The following is a 15,814-nucleotide window of genomic DNA, read 5'->3' as shown; positions in this document are numbered from 1 at the left end:
CGGTTGCGGGCCCTTTCGATCGGCCCGCGGCGTTCACGCCATGTAACCGCCCAGCCGCCCTCCGAGCAACGCCCCGGCCCCGTAGCCGGCCAGCGAATCGGTCCTGCTCAGCAGCCTGTTGGTCATGACCATTACCGCGGCCAGTTCCCCTTAACCTTCTGTTTACCAAGAAAGTTAATGGTCACGCTCGAACGATCCGATGTGCGCGTTGGGTGGATACCGATCGGTGGTGACCGCCCCGCACATGCGATTGGACGCCGAACTGCCGACGATAGGCCCCCGATGACCAGCACCGCGATGCCGCAGCTCGACAGTTTCGATCCTGAGGTGCTCGACGCCGCGCGGGACGTGGCGGCGCGGGCGGGCGTTCCGCTGGAAACTTGGATCGCTTCGGTGGTCCCGCAGCCGAAGGCGGGTATGTCCGGCAATCGCCGCCAGCGCCGCCGTCACCGGGCCGAGCAGCTTCCGCCGGCGGTATCCCGTTCCGAGACGACGACCGAGGCCGAGCGGCCGGCCGGTGCGCCCAGTGCCATCGCGGAAACCTACGGTGAGGGACTGGCCGCGCTGATCCATCGCCTGGAAGGTTTGGACCGGGCGCTCGACGATGAGCGCCGCAGCGTGCAGCAGGCCGAGACGCGACGCCTCGCCGACATCGAGGCCCGCATCGAGCGCGCCCTGAAGGCCGCGCCCGTGCAGGAGGTGACCGAGCGCCTCGGGCAGATCGAGCGCCGGATGTCGCAACTCGGCGAGCAGGTCGCCGCCACCCGGCAGTCGGGCCGACGGGCGCGTCCCGCCGCCTCCGATATCCGCAACGCCGTGCAGGACATCCGCCAGCGCCAGCGGGAACTCGCGCAGGGTGGCGTGATCCAGGCTGATTCCGATGGCGGCGTCGTCGCCAGCATGCGCATGGACCTCGCGCGCCGTCTCGAGGCGCGCATCGAGGACGGCGCCGCGCCCACGGCCGCGCTGGCTGAACTCCAGGACGAGACCGTCCGCCTGCGCGAGGCGATCACGCAGCTCGCCACCAGCCGCGACATCGTCGCTCTTGAGGAGGCGGTGGTCTCGCTGGCGAGCGGCGTCGAGCGCGCGCAGATCGGGACCGACCTCACGGCGATCGCGGCGCCGATCGAGCAGGTTCGGGTGCAGGTCGAGCGCCTGGCCGAGGAGGTTGCCGAGAACGTCCACAGCCGCGTCGCGGAGGATGTCCGCCGCTTGGCCGAGCGCCTCGACAGCGTGGCGGCGACCGGCGCCGCGGATCCGGACGACCACACCCTCGCGGGGCTGTTCACGGAACTCGAGGAAATTCGTCGGCTCATCGCGGCGCTGGCCGGTCCGGAGCGGATCCAGGGGCTGGCTCTGAGCCTGCAGGCGGTCAGCGCCCAGATCGCAGAGCTTCAGCGGGTCGGCACCGATCCGGATCTGCGCCCGCTGCTCGAGGAGATCCGCAGCGACGTCAAGACCGCGGCGCCGGCAGCCCTGGCCGGTCAGATTCAGGCCCTGGCCGAGAAGGTCGACCTCCTCTGCGCGCGGGACGATCGGTCCGATTTCGGGAGTGAGGCCAATGCATCCAGACCCGGCGAGATGGCATCGATCCACGCGATGCTGCGCAGCCTTGCCGAGAAGGTCGATCAGGTCGGCAGCCGCTCCGAGCACGAGGGGCTGGACGCTCTGGAGCGGCAGGTCGTCACCCTGGCGGGCCGCCTCGACGCGCCGCACAGCGCCGATCCGGCGCTCGCCAGCCTCGAGCGCACCATGGGCGATCTGCTGCGGCAGGTCACGGCCTTGCGCGAGACGGCTCCGAGCGAGGCGACGGTGGAGCGCGCCGCGCGTGCCGCCGTGGCCGAGACACTGCAGGGATCCGGCATCGCCGCTACCGAGACCGGCGAGATCGGCCTTCTGCGCGCCAGCCTCGCGGACATGCAGGCCCGGCAGGTCGCCTCGGACCAGCGCCTCGGCGCGACGCTCGAAGGGGTGCAGTCCGCGCTGGAGCGCCTCCTCGTCCGGCTCGGACCTGTCGAGACCGCGGCGCCGCGGGCCCCCTCCCTCGACGAGCGCCTGATGTCGTCGACGAGCGCGGAGGCGGCGCTCGCCCCCGCCGAGCTGCGCGGCACGGCGCGGCGCGACGTCGCCGAGACCCCACGGATTGCTGACGATCTGCTGGAGCCCGGCAGCGGCCGTCCGGGTCGCGAGCCGCGGGCGGGACGGGACCCGTCCGCACGCCGCACGGTCAAGGAGCGCTTGGCCGACCCGGCCCGGGTCCGCCCGTCTGCGGACGCCGGCGGCGAGGCCGACATCAAGACGAGCTTCATCGCGGCGGCCCGCCGGGCCGCGCAGGCCGCGCAGGCGGAACTGGCCGCGGAGGCCCCCGCCGAGCGCCGGGACGCGCGCGCTCAGAAGGCTTCGCCGCAGCCTGCCAACTCCGCGGAGGGTCGCCTCGGCCGGCTGAAGGCCGAGATCGACCGGCGCCGCCGGCCGCTGCTCCTCGGCCTCGCCGCCATCGTGCTGGCGCTCGGCGCGCTGCAGGCGATCAGCCTGCGCAGCCCGGAGGAGCCGCGCCGTGCCGTGCCGACGAGCCAGTCCGTCCCCGCTCGCGAGGAGACGGCCAAGGATGCCGGCCGCGACGCCGCCAAGGACGTGACCAAGGATACGACCACAGAGGACGGCAAGGACGCCGGCAAGAACGCGACGGGAGACAATTCCAAGGACGGCGCGGCCGCCAAACCGCCGGTGGCCGACCCCACGACAACGCAGGCCTTGCCGAACCCGCTGCCGGCCGAGTCGCGCGCCTCCGCCGTCAAGACGTCGCTGCCTCAGGTCTCGGGGATCAACACGCTGCAGGCCGATCTCGGCAACCTGCCGCCGGCGCTGGCCAAGGTGAAGCTTGCTGCCCTCGAGGGTGACGGGTCGGCGGTCTGGGATCTCGCGACGCGGGAGGCCGATGGCCGCGGCATGCCCCGCGATCTCGCGACGGCGACCAAGCTCTACGAGAAGCTGGCCTCGGCCGGCTACGCCCCCGCCCAGTACAAGGTTGCGGGCCATTATGAGAAGGGTTCGGGCGTTGCCCGCGATCTCGAGAAGGCGAAGCTGTGGTACGGCCGCGCCGCCGAGCAGGGTCATGCCCGCTCGATGCATAATCTCGCCGTCCTCTACGCCGAAAATCCCGCCGCGAACGGCAAGCCGGATTTCGCCACGGCGGCCTCTTGGTTCCGCCAGGGCGCAGAGTTCGGCGTCCGCGACAGCCAGTACAACCTCGGCGTTCTCTACGCCCGCGGCCTCGGACTGACTCAGGATCTCGTGCAATCTTACGCGTGGTTCGCGGCGGCCGCAGCGCAGGGTGACGACGATGCCGCCAAGAAGCGGGACGACGTGGCCAACAAGCTCAGCCCGGCCGATCTCGCCAGTGCCAAGAGCCTTGCGGGAAGCTTCAAGCCGCGAAAGATTGACGCGGCGGTGAACGAGCCGCCGGCTCCGAAGGCCGTCACGGGAGCGCCGATGTCGCTCCTCGGCGCTCCAGCACCAAATTCCGTGGCTTTCTCGGCCCCGCCGCGGCGCAGCTAAGCGTCGCTCACCCGAGGACGGACTTCGAGGGCGGACGCCGCGCCCAGCTTGACCACCGTGCCGCGATGCGGGAACGCTCCGCGCGGGCGGCGTCGGGCCGATGACGGATCACGCGGATCGCCAGCCGTTGCCGCTGATCGGAGGATGGATGGCGCGCCGGAATCAAGTGCCGATCGGCGCCCTCGTGCTCGGTGTGGCCGGCCTGATCCCCTTCCTGGGATTTGCCGCGCTCGCGGTCTCCGGGTCGGACGGCGGGCTCAGCAGCATCGGGCTGTCGCCGCGCACGATTCTCTCCGCCTACGGCGCGGTGATCGCCTCGTTCCTCGGGGGCATCCGATGGGGGGCCGCCGCGGCGCGCAATGCCGGCAGCGCAGATTACCTCGTGGCAATTGTTCCGTCGCTCGTAGCCTGGGCCGCCATGGCAGCGCCCGCTCCTTGGGATCTGAGGATCCTCGGCGGCCTCGTGCTGGCCTGGGGCCTCATCGACCAGGATCTGCACCGCCGCGGCCTCGCGCCGCTCTGGCTCGGGCGTCTGCGGCTCGTCCTGTCCGGCGTCGCCGGGGCCGCGCTGCTGGTAGCGGCCTGAGACCGGGCGCCGCCGACCCGTCAGCCCTCGCGCGCCATCTCGCGCAGCAGCTTCAACACCGCGTCGCGCCGGGCCGGCGACTGGATGGCCCGGAACAACGCAGATACCTCCTCGCACTGCCGGACAAGCGGCGTCTCCGCCGCGTCCGATGGCTGGTCGGCCTGCAGGAAGTAGGTCGGGCTGACGTCCAGCGTGGCCGCGATGCGCTCCAGCAGGCGGCGCGTCAGCGGTGGTGTCCAGTCGTCCGTCATGCCCCTGAAACTCGCACTCCACCCGCCGCACCGATCGGGACGGCAGAACTCTTGCGGCTCAGCCTAGTCCTTTCGCGCTGACGATGCCATCCTCAGGTTGCGTTCGATCTGCAATTTGACGCAGAGCGTGCATCAACGCCGGGATGGGGCATGCCGCACTCGAAGCATCTGGACAGGACCTTCAACGTTCTGCGTGACCTCGACCGGGCGGCGACGCCGGACGAGATTGCACGGCTGCTGGTCGATGCCTTCGCCCGCTACGGCATCTCCTACATGATGGCGGGAATCGTTCCCGATCCTGGCCTGCCGGCTCGGCGGCATGCCGGCTTCGTCCTAGCGAGCACGATGCCGGAGGGCTGGACACGCCGGTACGTCGCGCAACGCTACGCCCTCCACGACCCCACGGTCCGCCGCCTGTGCACCAGCGCGGTGCCTTTCGATTGGAGTGCCATGCAGCCCGATACGCCGATCGCAGGCCGGGTAATGCAGGAGGCCGGCGAGTTCGGGATCCGCGCCGGCATCACCGTGCCGTTCGTGACCCTCGACGGGGAGCCTGGCGGCATCAGCGTGTCCGGGGAGCGGATCGATATCGATCCGGCGGAGCGGATCGCCGTGAACCTCGTGGCGACCTACGCGGTCGGCCAGCTGCTTCTCATGAACACGCGCCCGACTGCCAGCGAGCCGGTGCGCTTGGCGCCGCGCGAGCGCGAGGCCCTGCAATGGGCCGCCGAGGGCAAGACCGACAGCGAGATCGGCGTGGTCATGGGCATCACGGCCGCGGGCGTCGACTACCATCTGCGCTCGGCCCGGACGAAGCTCGACACCGTCAACCGGGCCCATACGGTGGCGCAGGCGCTCCGCGCCGGCTTGATAACCTAGAGGCGGCCTGTCCCGTGGCGGCGGAGGCCGGCCGCCGCGCCGGCAGATTGAAATGGCTCTGCGGCAAGCTTCTGACCCGATCGGTGGTCGGCGGCGCGGACCCTACGATTTCTCGTAGTACCCGGATCCGGTCCGAACGGGGACAACTCACGTCAGACCAACGTGAGGTTTTCTCGTGATCCACATTGTCACGCCAGCCAACGCGCATCGCTACGCCGACGCCATGGAACAGGCTTGGCGCCTGCGCCACCAGATTTTCGTCGAGGAGAAGGGCTGGACCGCGCTCGCCCGCCAGGATGGTCGGGAGATCGATCAGTTCGACACGCCGCACGCGATCCATTTCCTCGCCATGGAGGAGGACACAGTCATCGGATACAGCCGGCTGCTGCCGACGACGCGCCCGCACCTCCTGTCCGACGTCCTGCCGGAACTCTGCGAGGGCGAACGGCCCTCCGGCCCACATATCTGGGAATGGACCCGCCAGGGGGTGGCGCGCTCGCATCGAACCCGGGGTCGCGTCGTCAACCCGGTCTCGATCGCGCTCCTCACCGGCATTGTTGAGTGGGGGCTCGCGCACGGTGTCGGCAGTCTGCTCCTGCAGATGCCGACGCTGTACATGATCCATGTCATCCAGCTGCATTTCCGGGCGCAGCCCCTGGGCCTGCCGGTTCAGATCGCCGGCGAGGAGATCATGGCGGCCTCCGCCCGGTTCGACGCCCGGACCCTGGCCAAGCTTCGCGCCGTCCGTGGCGACGACCGCTCGGTCGTCGTCTCCGAGCCCGCTTATCTGGTGGCGTAACGATGATCTTCGACAGCAAGGATACTGCCCTCGACGCGCTCGCCGCGCAGTGCCTGCAGGTGCGCGATCTCATCGACACGGTCGGCGATCCGCTGATGCGCGCCGCCATCGACCTCCTGCTCATCGAGGTCGCCCGGAAGCTCGCCGAGACCTGCCCGCCCGAACTCGGCGGCAAAGGCTGACGCCGCGGGCCCTCGGAGCCGTCATGAAAACGGCGGGTGCCCGGAGGCACTCGCCGCTTCGACACCGGGTGATGGGATCAGGCGCCCATGGCGGTCTTGAGGTTCTGGTCGACCTTGTCGAGGAAGCCCGTGGTGGACAGCCACTTCTGCTCCGGCCCGACGAGGAGCGCGAGGTCCTTGGTCATGAAGCCCGACTCGACCGTGTCGACGCAGACTTTCTCCAAGGTGGCGGAGAACTTCGCCAGGTCGTCGTTGCCGTCGAGCTTGGCGCGGTGTGACAGGCCCCGGGTCCAGGCGAAGATCGACGCGATCGAGTTGGTCGAGGTCTCGCGCCCCTTCTGGTGCTCGCGGAAGTGGCGAGTGACGGTGCCGTGGGCGGCCTCGGCCTCCACGGTCTGGCCGTCCGGCGTCATCAGCACGGAGGTCATCAGGCCGAGCGAGCCGAAGCCTTGGGCAGCCGTGTCCGACTGGACGTCGCCGTCGTAGTTCTTGCAGGCCCAGACGTAGCCGCCCGACCACTTGAGGCAGGAGGCCACCATGTCGTCGATCAAGCGGTGCTCGTAGGTGATGCCGAGCGGCTTGAACTTGGCCTCGAACTCCTCCTCGTAGACCTTCTGGAACAGGTCCTTGAACCGGCCGTCATAGGCTTTGAGAATGGTGTTCTTCGTCGAAAGATAGACCGGGTACTTGCGTGCCAAGCCGTAGTTCATCGAGGCGCGGGCGAAGTCGATGATCGACTGGTCGAGGTTGTACATCGACATGGCGACGCCGGCCTCGGGGAACTTGAACACCTCCTTCTCGATGACGGTGCCGTCATCGCCCTCGAACTTGATAGTCAGGCGGCCCTTTCCGGGCACCTTGAAGTCGGTGGCGCGGTACTGGTCGCCATAGGCGTGGCGGCCGATCACGAAGGGCTGGGTCCAGCCGGGTACGAGGCGCGGCACGTTCTTGCAGATGATCGGCTCGCGGAAGATCACGCCGCCCAGGATGTTCCGGATCGTGCCGTTGGGCGAGCGCCACATCTCCTTGAGCCCGAATTCCTGCACCCGCTGCTCGTCCGGGGTGATCGTGGCGCACTTCACGCCGACGCCGTGGCGCTTGATCGCCTCGGCGGCGTCGACCGTCACCTTGTCGTTGGTGGCATCGCGATGCTCGACGCCGAGGTCGTAGTATTCGAGGTCGACGTCGAGATAGGGATGAATGAGCTTGTTCTTGATCTCGGCCCAGATGATCCGGGTCATCTCGTCGCCGTCGAGCTCGACGACGGGGTTCGCTACCTTGATCTTCGCCATGGACCGATGCCTTCCCGCGTTGTCCCCGCGCACGGCATGCAAGGGCCGTGCGGTCGTCGTCCCAAGGGCCCTGTCGGGCGGCTCGGGCCGGAATCGCCCCGCGACATAGCGCGGCCCTTCCAGCGACGGAAGGCGCGGACTGTCATCCGGGCGGCTTCGTCACCCGGCCCTCGACGGGCGAGGGGCGACCATGCCAGACGGCGCGCATGACGAGCCGAGATGCACCGGGCGACGCCCCGAGGAAGGTCACCGAGCTGCCGCCCGGAATCGCCCCGGCGGTGATTTTGGTGGAGCCGCAACTCGCCGAGAATATCGGCATGGCGGCCCGGGCCATGGCGAATTTCGGTCTCTCGGAGCTGCGCCTCGTCAACCCGAAGAACGGCTGGCCCAAGAAGGGCGTGCGGGAGGCAGCCTCCGGCGCCACCCACGTCCTCGACCGGGCGACGATCTTCGGCACCGTCGCCGAGGCCATCGCCGATTGCCACTACGTGCTCGCCACCACGGCGCGGGAGCGCGGGCAGATGAAGCGGGTCTTTGCTCCCGAGGATGGCATGGCCGAACTCGTTGCCCGCGAGGGCCAGCGCACCGCGGTGATGTTCGGCCGCGAACGGGTCGGGCTCACCAACGACGAGGTGTCGCTCGCGGACGCTATTGTGACCTTCCCGGTATCGCCGGATTTCCCTTCCCTCAACCTCGCGCAGGCGGTGCTGCTCGTCGGCTACGCCTGGCGGCAGGCGAGCGGCCGGGCGCGGCTGCCCTTCTCGGGCGAAATGCTGTCGCCGCCCGCTACCCGCGACGCGCTGGTCGCGCTGTTCGGAAGCCTGGAAACTGCCCTGGACGCAGCCGGCTTTTACCCGCCCGAGAAGAAGGAGATCATCGCCCGCAACATGCGCGACATGCTCCACCGCATGAGCCTGACCGAGCAGGACGTGCGGACCTTTCGCGGCGCGCTGCGAGCCTTGACGCGGAAGGGCGCGTGATCAGCCGGAGGCGGGCTTCATCTCCGGCGGCTTGCCGCCGCCGAAGCAGCGCCCGACCGCCTCCCAGAACGCCGCCTGCTCCTCCTGGGTGCACTGTGCCATCCGCGCCTCGACTTTGGCCCGACCGGCCAACGCGTCGGGTGTCGCGGCAACGTCCGCCTCGCTCGGGTTTCTCGCCTCAGCCATGGGCAATCCTCCGTCGCAGAACAAAGGCTGAGCTAGACTGTGGTTCCGTTATCCGCCGCATTCGGGCATGGAAGCGGCGAAGATTGATCCTGCCGCCCGCCGGCGGAGAAGAGGGCGGAGGATCGGGTGCGGCTCAGCGTGGACAATCTGGCTTGCCGCCGCTCCGGCCGCCGCATCTTCTCCAACCTGTCCTTCACCCTCGGACCCGGCGACGCCCTGGCGGTGACCGGCCGGAACGGTGCCGGCAAATCCAGCCTCCTCGCCATCCTGTCGGGCCGGCTGCGGCCGGATGCCGGGCGCATAGTCGCCGGCGATGTCGGCGAGGCGAGCCTTCCCGAAAGCCTGCACGCGGTCGGCCACCGTGACGGGCTGAAGAGTACCATGAGTGCGGGAGAAAACCTGCTGTTTGCCCAACGCCTTCTCGGCGCACCGCGCCTGACGCCCCGCGAGGCCCTGGAACGGCTCGGCCTCGGCCACGCGCACGACCTGCCGGTCGCCTATCTCTCGGCCGGGCAGCGGCGGCGCGTCGCCCTGGCGCGGCTCCTCGTCTGCGCACGGCCGCTCTGGCTCCTGGACGAGCCGACTGCTGCCCTCGACACGGCCTCACAGGCACTCCTGGCGGAGCTGATGGCGGGGCACCGGGCCGATGGCGGCCTCGTGATCGCCGCGACCCACCAAACCCTCGGGCTCGCGGGCGCGGCCGAACTGCGCATCGAGGCCGCCGCTGCGGCGCCTTTGGCGGACGTTTCGGAGGACTGGGCGTGATCCGCGCGGTGCTCGCCCTCGTCGCCCGCGACCTGCGTCTCGCCGGCCGGGTCGGCGGCTCCGGCGCGCTGTCGCTGGTCTTCTTTCTGATGATCGTCGCCCTTGTGCCGTTCGCGCTCGGGCCCGACCTCAACCTGCTCTCGCGGATCGGCCCGGCGATCCTGTGGCTCGCCGCCGTGCTGGCGACGCTGATCGGCCTCGACCGACTGTTCCAGGCCGACGAGGAGGACGGTTCCCTCGAGCTGATGACCGCCGCGCCGGTACCCCTCGAACTCGTGGTGATCGGCAAGGTCGCGGCGCACTGGCTGACCACGGGGCTGCCGCTGGCGCTCGCCGCACCCCTCTTCGGCCTCCTCGTCGCCCTCGACGGCACCGCCATGGGAGCCACGTCCCTGACGCTGCTCGCCGGCACGCCGGCGCTCAGCTTTATTGGCGCGGTGGGCGCGGCGCTGACAGCCTCGATCCGCCGGGGCGGGCTGATCCTGGCGGTGCTGGTGCTGCCGCTGATGATCCCCACGTTGATCTTCGGCGTCTCGGCCGCTCAGGCGGCGAGCGGCGGAACCGTGCCGTTCCTCGTGCCGCTGGCTGTGCTCGCCGCGCTAACGTTGATCGCCGCCGTAGTCGGAACGCTGGCGGCGGCGGCGGCTTTGCGGTGGCCGGAGTAAGACTCGACCGCCGAACGTTCTTTGCCATTGTTGTAAGAAAAACTATCTTCGCCTCGCCCTGTCAAAAGCAAATCCATAGGATGCCCAGCCAGCACCTTTAGCAAATAAACACAATATTTATCAATATTTTCGGCTTATCTGAATTTCGATATTTCGACATGATTGTCATCGAAACACTCTATTCTCGAGCCGCAATCCATAAAGTGTGGCATCGATCCTGATTGTGTCGAGTCGATCGCTGACAAGGCGAAATTTTAATCTCTCTTTTTTAAAATTTGCATGACCATGTAGACCGCTGCGGTTTCCATTGTTACGTCTCCTATTTTTGAAGCGAAGGTCGAATAAAAGCTTGCGCGCCTTTTTCGCGCCAAGATCATTAGCTTTGGCGACGGCCTTCAGGTCTAGATATCCATGTTCAAAAATTGATTAGGAAATTCTCGGTAGATACTCCCGTCGCAATGAGCTTGAAAATATGCTTGGCATGTTTCGGTCATTTGCGGATAGTTCGACCTAATAAGGAACTATCTGCTTCGCGCGTCCACTGTCCGCCGACAGGCCGGCCGGCGGATCTAGCGGCTGTTCAGGTGAATATGATTGCTCGAGAGCAAGCCGCAGCCTGGAAAGTTTAAGTTCAAGTGTGAGGCCTGTTAAAGGGCTGCGCAGCATTGTCGCTTCAGTGATTGAGGCAAGTGCAGCGTCTTTCACGGATCGCCCCTTCGTAATTACCCACGGGGTAGCTTGGTCGTCGGTTGAACGCCCGCGGCTGCGCTCCTGCCGAGCCAAGCTTGCCTCTTGCGCGGGTCGTCTCTTGCGCGGGGCGAATTTCGCTGATTCCTTCGTGGGATGCCGAGGGCGAGGCCGCCATCCGCACCGTCGTCGACACCGCGCGCCTCACAGGCAGCAGTTCCTTCGACGCCATCCTCAAAACCATCGGCGCTTGAACCCTGCCATCAAACGCGTGGGTAATTACGCCCCTTCGCCCTTCTGAAACCGAGCGAACATACATATGAAAATATACCCATAATTGAGGAAAATAAGCTAGATTTCGTGTCGAGCCTGATCGGCGTTCGCTTCTGCGATGCATGGCCGGTCTCCTCGTGCGTTGACGCGCCGCGCCCCCCTCACTATAGAGACCGCTTCGCCGAGGGGCCGCGCTTTCGCGCGCGCTGCGTCTCGGCCATCGCCAGACAACCTGACGCGACGACCGATCTCCGGCCAGGCCGGCCCGTCGGCATCGCCCGACGAAGAGAACGAGGATTTCAATGGCCAACACCGCTTCGGCCAAGAAGATGACCCGCAAAATCGCCAAGCGCACGGCGATCAACCGCTCGCGCCGCTCGCGCATGCGCACCTTCGTCCGCAAGGTCGAGGAGGCCATCGCCACCGGCAACCAGCAGGACGCGCTCGCCGCTCTCCGCGCCGCCGAGCCCGAGATGATGCGGGCCGCCCAGCACGGCATCGTTCACAAGAACAACGCTTCGCGTAAGGTCTCGCGCCTCGCCGCCCGGGTGAAGGCGCTGGCCGCCTAAACTACACCCGCAAGACCGAGACGGTTTGAAGCCCGGCCTTCGCGCCGGGCTTTTTCGTGCGCGCTGTCCGGCGTCCCGAACCTGTTGCGCGGGGACCGGGTCGGTCCGTTAACCCTGTTCAAGAATCGCTGCGATTGCAGACTCTACCGCTGACGTGTAGCTTAACAGAAACTGACGCTACACAAGCAAAGCCGAGCGATTTCGGGACTCCTACGAATCGATCTGATTCGCCAAGACTCTAGCTGCCGTGTCGAGCCCGCACGGAAACACTTGCTGAGGAGGTTCCGCGTCGTCCCCGCAAGTCCCAGTGTTAAAGGAACTGTAGGTAATTGTTGATAGGCTCTTCCAATCGGCAAAAGTTCCCCGTGGAGGGGTTGACTCCATGAGGCGGACTCTGTCCCGCCCGTTCTTGCGGGACGCTGAGGGCGTAATTCGTGCGTACGCGCGGCCTGCGGATCTCCGTGGATCGCGTCGGGAGAGCCAGTGATGCGTGTCGACGGAACGGTGGCGAGCGACGACGATGGCGGCCGCAACGGCGGAGGCGTCGATTATGGGTCCGCCTGGGCGCGGGTGAAGCGCCGGCTCCGCGCGGAACTCGGAGAGGACGTGTTCGCCAGCTGGTTCGCCCGGCTCGAACTGGAGGCGGTGGCCGGCAGCACGGCCCGGCTCACGGTCCCGACCCGCTTCCTCAAGAGCTGGATCGAGTCTCACTACCTTGATCGCGTGCTGAACACCTTCAAGGCCGAGGTGGAGGAGATCGCCCGGATCGAGGTCGGCGTCCGTGGCACCGGTGCCCCGGTCCGGCCGGTCGCCGTCGGAGCGGCCAAGCCGAACCCCGCCAGCGGACCGCTCGCCCGCCTCCACGCCGCCGGCGCGGCGGTACCGGTCGCCGCGGTGACGCCAGTACAGGAACCCCGGGCCGCGGAATCCGGTGGCGATCTCAGCGGCACGCCGCTGGATGCACGGCTGACCTTCGCGAGCTTCGTCATCGGTCGCTCCAACGCCCTGGCACACGCCGCCGCCGAGCGGGTCGCCAACCACCAGGGGGAGGGGGCGCTGTACAACCCGCTCTACCTCCATGCCGGTGTCGGCCTCGGCAAGACGCACCTGTTGCACGGGATCGGCCACGCTGCCCGGGAGGCGGGACGGCGCGTCATCTACCTGACCGCCGACCGGTTCATGTACGGTTTCGTCAACGCCCTGAAGACCCAGTCGGCTTTGGCCTATAAGGAGCGCCTGCGCGGCATCGATCTGCTGATCCTGGACGATGTCCAGTTCATCCAGGGCAAGTCGATCCAGGCCGAGTTCGGCCACACGATCAACGCCCTGATTGATGCCGGCCGTCAGGTCGTGGTCGCCTCCGACCGGCCTCCGACTGAGCTGGAAGCCCTCGACGAGCGGGTCCGCTCGCGCCTTGGCGGCGGCCTCGTGGTCGAGATCACTGCCCTTGATGAAGCCCTGCGCGTCTCGATCCTCTCAGCGCGACTCGCCGCCGTGCGGGCCTCGCATCCTGGCTTTGACGTCTCTCCGCAGGTGGCATCCTACGTGGCGCGGGCGATCACCGCTAACGGCCGCGACCTCGAAGGCGCAGTGAACCGTCTGCTCGCTCACGCCACGCTGACCGGCACCGCCGTGACGATGGAGACCGCCGAGAGTGCGATCCGCGACCTCGTGAAGAATCGCGAGCCCAAGCGGATCAAGATTGAGGACATCCAGAAGCTGGTCGCGTCGCGCTACAACGTTTCGCGGTCGGACATCCTGTCGGAGCGGCGCACCGCGGCCGTGGTGAAGCCGCGCCAGATCGCCATGTACCTCTCGAAGGTGCTGACGCTGCGATCCCTGCCCGAGATCGGCCGACGCTTCGGCGGACGCGACCACACGACAGTGCTTCACGCCGTCCGCAAGATCGAGAAGCAGATCGGCGAGGATACGGTTCTCGGCGACGAGGTCGAGCTGCTGAAGCGCATGCTTCAGGACTGACGCAGCACTCAAGTCGCCGGGATCGATGCTCTTCGAAGTCCAGCGATGATCGCCTGGTGGTCCGCGCCCGGCATGATCCGGTCGATCCTGGTCGGTGCGCCTGCCGGGTGATGCCTGCGAGATCCTCCGCGTTGCGACGCGCTCTCTGCCGGCTCCGAGGAATTCGGGGCTGGCCGAGAGCGCGCGCCCCGTGGCAGACTGGCGCGAAGGAAGACGGCCCTGTAAGGCCGCGTCGCCGACCGGCGAGGACCGACGCCCCGGGGGAGAGCTGATGACGGACGCCTTCATCTACGATCACGTTCGCACGCCGCGCGGGCGCGGGAAGGCGGACGGCTCCCTCCACGAGGTCACGGCTTTGCGTCTCGCCGAGACGGCCCTGCGCGCCCTCAAGGATCGCAACGGGCTCGATACGGCCCTGGTGGACGACGTCATCCTGGGCTGCGTCGATCCGGTGGGCGAGGCTGGCGGTGACATCGCCCGGGCCGCGGCTCTGGTGGCGGATTACGGCGCCCATGTCCCCGGCGTGCAGATCAACCGGTTCTGCGCCTCCGGCCTCGACGCCGTGAACTTCGCCGCCGCGCAGGTCATGAGCGGACAGCACGCGATGGCGGTGGGCGGCGGCGTCGAATCGATGAGTCGCATCGGCATCGGCGCTTCGGGCGGCGCGTGGCCGGTGGATCCGGCGATCGCCATCAAGTCCTATTTCATGCCGCAGGGCGTCTCGGCCGACCTGATCGCCACCAAGTACGGCTTCACCCGCGACGATTGCGATGCCTACGCGGTCCGCTCGCAGGCGCGCTCGGCGAAGTCCTGGGCCGAGGGGCTTTTCAAAGGGTCCGTGGTGCCCGTGCGCGATGTGAACGGCATCACGCTGCTCGACAGCGACGAGCACATGCGCCCCGGAACCGACATGCAGTCGCTGGCCTCCCTCAAGGCCTCCTTCGTGCAGATGGGTCAGATGGGTGGCTTCGACGCCGTGGCGACCGACGCGCACCCGGACGTGGAGACCGTCGACCACGTCCACCATGCCGGCAATTCCTCCGGCATCGTCGACGGCGCGGCTGCCGTGCTGATCGGCTCCAAAGAGGCCGGGGAGGCCGCGGGTCTGAAACCTCGCGCGCGCATCCGCGCCTTCGCCAATATCGGCTCGGATCCGGCGCTGATGCTCACCGGCCCGGTTGACGTCACCCGGAAGGTTCTGGGCCGGGCCGGGATGAGCCTCTCGAACATCGACCTGTTCGAGGTCAACGAGGCCTTCGCGGCCGTGGTGCTGCGCTTCTGCCAAGCCTTCGACCTCGACCCGGAGGCGGTCAACGTCAACGGCGGCGCCATCGCGCTTGGCCATCCGCTCGGCGCCACGGGCGCGATGATTCTCGGCACGGCGCTGGACGAGCTGGAGCGCACCGGCAAGGAGCGCGCGCTCGTGACGCTGTGCATCGGCGCCGGCATGGGCACCGCCACGATCATCGAGCGGGTCTGAGCCACCCTTGTGTGGGAGCGGCGCCACGCCGCTCCCCAAAGTCCGGGAACGCTGCTAGAGGCGCGGGCGACGATCGGCCCGCAACCGGGCCGGACGATAAAACCACGGGAGACAAGCCCTTGAACCGCCTGATCGCGACGCTGTGCCTTGGCGTCACCCTGAGCCTGCCGCTCGCAGCCCGTGCCGACGAGGCCGCGGACCGCGTCGCCGCGGCCACGACCCTCGTCAACAAGACCCTGATCAAGAACCTCCAGACCGGCTTCAACGTCGCGCTGGAGAAGACCGTGGCCCCAATGCCCGAGGCCAAGGCCGAGGCCGTCCGCAAGGAGCTCCTCACCGAATTCGACAAGCAGCGCGGCATCATGGTCGAGGGGCTGTCGAAGGATTACGCCGAGAAGTTCAGCATCGCCGAGCTGAAGCACCTCGATGAGATCTATTCGGATCCGACTTACCTCAAATTCCAGACGATGAACGCCGATCCGAATTCGTCGGTCACGGCGATCTCGCAGAACTCGGTCACCAAGCTACTGAATATGCTGGCTGTGGCTTCGGCGGCCGACAACTCGCCGACGCCCGGCATGCCGCCTGCGCCGCCGACCGCGGCGCCGGCCCCGGCCCAGAAGTAGGGTGATGACCGCCGCGCGCGCCCCGTCGGCCTCAGGCCGCGCGCGCGGCCGGCGGG

At 68.0% G+C, this 15,814-nt stretch carries 16 protein-coding genes; 13 read left to right on the top strand and 3 right to left on the bottom strand.

The genetic code is table 11. From position 1 onward, the window contains the following. Window positions 1–282 precede the first annotated feature (282 nt). Both MMSR116_RS10615 and MMSR116_RS10610 read left to right on the top strand, forming a co-directional pair. Window positions 283–3,558 carry an SEL1-like repeat protein gene (locus MMSR116_RS10615; protein WP_158168756.1) on the top strand — a complete coding sequence of 1,092 codons (3,276 nt, stop codon included), beginning with the start codon at window positions 283–285 and terminating at the stop codon, window positions 3,556–3,558. 148 nt (window positions 3,559–3,706) lie between these two features. Next, window positions 3,707–4,144: a DUF3429 domain-containing protein gene (locus tag MMSR116_RS10610; RefSeq protein ID WP_158168754.1), complete on the top strand. Its 438-nt coding sequence runs from the start codon at window positions 3,707–3,709 to the stop codon at window positions 4,142–4,144. 20 nt (window positions 4,145–4,164) lie between these two features. Here the strand turns inward: MMSR116_RS10610 and MMSR116_RS10605 are convergent, their stop codons facing one another. Beyond that, window positions 4,165–4,395, bottom strand: a complete 231-nt coding sequence (locus MMSR116_RS10605; RefSeq protein WP_158168752.1) for a hypothetical protein — start codon at window positions 4,393–4,395, stop codon at window positions 4,165–4,167. Window positions 4,396–4,545: 150 nt separating this feature from the next. Here MMSR116_RS10605 and MMSR116_RS10600 point away from each other — a divergent pair, with 150 nt between their 5' ends. The 3 genes from MMSR116_RS10600 to MMSR116_RS10590 all read left to right on the top strand — a co-directional run bounded on the left by MMSR116_RS10600 (window position 4,546) and on the right by MMSR116_RS10590 (window position 6,255). Continuing rightward, on the top strand, window positions 4,546–5,274 hold the full coding sequence (locus MMSR116_RS10600) for a LuxR family transcriptional regulator (RefSeq protein ID WP_158168750.1): 729 nt from the start codon (window positions 4,546–4,548) through the stop codon (window positions 5,272–5,274). 175 nt (window positions 5,275–5,449) lie between these two features. After that, window positions 5,450–6,073 (top strand): acyl-homoserine-lactone synthase, encoded by a 624-nt coding sequence (locus tag MMSR116_RS10595; protein WP_158168748.1) that lies wholly within the window; start codon window positions 5,450–5,452, stop codon window positions 6,071–6,073. 2 nt (window positions 6,074–6,075) lie between these two features. Beyond that, window positions 6,076–6,255, top strand: a complete 180-nt coding sequence (locus MMSR116_RS10590) for a hypothetical protein (protein WP_158168746.1) — start codon at window positions 6,076–6,078, stop codon at window positions 6,253–6,255. A gap of 77 nt (window positions 6,256–6,332) precedes the next feature. On the opposite strand, the gene MMSR116_RS10585 is transcribed toward MMSR116_RS10590, so the two are convergent. Then, window positions 6,333–7,547 (bottom strand): NADP-dependent isocitrate dehydrogenase, encoded by a 1,215-nt coding sequence (locus MMSR116_RS10585; RefSeq protein WP_158168744.1) that lies wholly within the window; start codon window positions 7,545–7,547, stop codon window positions 6,333–6,335. A gap of 206 nt (window positions 7,548–7,753) precedes the next feature. Here MMSR116_RS10585 and MMSR116_RS10580 point away from each other — a divergent pair, with 206 nt between their 5' ends. Continuing rightward, on the top strand, window positions 7,754–8,527 hold the full coding sequence (locus MMSR116_RS10580; protein ID WP_158168742.1) for an RNA methyltransferase: 774 nt from the start codon (window positions 7,754–7,756) through the stop codon (window positions 8,525–8,527). On the opposite strand, the gene MMSR116_RS10575 is transcribed toward MMSR116_RS10580, so the two are convergent. After that, window positions 8,528–8,713 (bottom strand): hypothetical protein, encoded by a 186-nt coding sequence (locus tag MMSR116_RS10575; protein ID WP_158168741.1) that lies wholly within the window; start codon window positions 8,711–8,713, stop codon window positions 8,528–8,530. A 126-nt stretch (window positions 8,714–8,839) separates the two neighbouring features. Here MMSR116_RS10575 and ccmA point away from each other — a divergent pair, with 126 nt between their 5' ends. The 7 genes from ccmA (at window position 8,840) to MMSR116_RS10540 (ending at window position 15,758) form a co-directional block, all read left to right on the top strand. Further along, a complete protein-coding gene (ccmA, locus tag MMSR116_RS10570; RefSeq protein ID WP_158168739.1) occupies window positions 8,840–9,478 on the top strand; it encodes a heme ABC exporter ATP-binding protein CcmA in 639 nt (212 codons plus the stop codon). Next, a complete protein-coding gene (gene ccmB, locus MMSR116_RS10565) occupies window positions 9,475–10,143 on the top strand; it encodes a heme exporter protein CcmB (RefSeq protein WP_158168737.1) in 669 nt (222 codons plus the stop codon). The genes ccmA and ccmB overlap by 4 nt, the downstream gene beginning before the upstream one ends. 785 nt (window positions 10,144–10,928) lie before the next feature. After that, window positions 10,929–11,084, top strand: a complete 156-nt coding sequence (locus tag MMSR116_RS10560; RefSeq protein WP_158168735.1) for a hypothetical protein — start codon at window positions 10,929–10,931, stop codon at window positions 11,082–11,084. A gap of 321 nt (window positions 11,085–11,405) precedes the next feature. Further along, window positions 11,406–11,672, top strand: coding sequence for a 30S ribosomal protein S20 (rpsT, locus tag MMSR116_RS10555; RefSeq protein ID WP_007561677.1), 267 nt, complete (start codon window positions 11,406–11,408; stop codon window positions 11,670–11,672). 486 nt (window positions 11,673–12,158) lie between these two features. Further along, a complete protein-coding gene (gene dnaA, locus MMSR116_RS10550) occupies window positions 12,159–13,652 on the top strand; it encodes a chromosomal replication initiator protein DnaA (protein ID WP_010681825.1) in 1,494 nt (497 codons plus the stop codon). Between the two features lie 271 nt (window positions 13,653–13,923). After that, window positions 13,924–15,132, top strand: a complete 1,209-nt coding sequence (locus MMSR116_RS10545) for an acetyl-CoA C-acetyltransferase (protein ID WP_010681826.1) — start codon at window positions 13,924–13,926, stop codon at window positions 15,130–15,132. 119 nt (window positions 15,133–15,251) lie between these two features. Next, window positions 15,252–15,758, top strand: coding sequence for a hypothetical protein (locus tag MMSR116_RS10540; protein WP_010681827.1), 507 nt, complete (start codon window positions 15,252–15,254; stop codon window positions 15,756–15,758). Window positions 15,759–15,814 lie beyond the last annotated feature (56 nt).

This window comes from Methylobacterium mesophilicum SR1.6/6 (assembly GCF_000364445.2).
Lineage (GTDB): Bacteria > Pseudomonadota > Alphaproteobacteria > Rhizobiales > Beijerinckiaceae > Methylobacterium > Methylobacterium mesophilicum_A.
This window is presented reverse-complemented; position numbering and strand designations above follow the sequence as displayed.

Excerpts from the sequence above, each read along its gene's own strand:
- MMSR116_RS10615 (WP_158168756.1), top strand. The coding sequence starts at position 283 with ATGACCAGCACCGCGATGCCGCAGCTCGACAGTTTCGATCCTGAGGTG.
- MMSR116_RS10590 (WP_158168746.1), top strand. The coding sequence starts at position 6,076 with ATGATCTTCGACAGCAAGGATACTGCCCTCGACGCGCTCGCCGCGCAG.
- rpsT (WP_007561677.1), top strand. The coding sequence starts at position 11,406 with ATGGCCAACACCGCTTCGGCCAAGAAGATGACCCGCAAAATCGCCAAG.
- dnaA (WP_010681825.1), top strand. The coding sequence starts at position 12,159 with ATGCGTGTCGACGGAACGGTGGCGAGCGACGACGATGGCGGCCGCAAC.
- MMSR116_RS10585 (WP_158168744.1), bottom strand. The coding sequence starts at position 7,547 with ATGGCGAAGATCAAGGTAGCGAACCCCGTCGTCGAGCTCGACGGCGAC.
- MMSR116_RS10575 (WP_158168741.1), bottom strand. The coding sequence starts at position 8,713 with ATGGCTGAGGCGAGAAACCCGAGCGAGGCGGACGTTGCCGCGACACCC.
- MMSR116_RS10545 (WP_010681826.1), top strand. The coding sequence starts at position 13,924 with ATGACGGACGCCTTCATCTACGATCACGTTCGCACGCCGCGCGGGCGC.
- MMSR116_RS10600 (WP_158168750.1), top strand. The coding sequence starts at position 4,546 with ATGCCGCACTCGAAGCATCTGGACAGGACCTTCAACGTTCTGCGTGAC.
- MMSR116_RS10610 (WP_158168754.1), top strand. The coding sequence starts at position 3,707 with ATGGCGCGCCGGAATCAAGTGCCGATCGGCGCCCTCGTGCTCGGTGTG.
- MMSR116_RS10580 (WP_158168742.1), top strand. The coding sequence starts at position 7,754 with ATGACGAGCCGAGATGCACCGGGCGACGCCCCGAGGAAGGTCACCGAG.
- MMSR116_RS10605 (WP_158168752.1), bottom strand. The coding sequence starts at position 4,395 with ATGACGGACGACTGGACACCACCGCTGACGCGCCGCCTGCTGGAGCGC.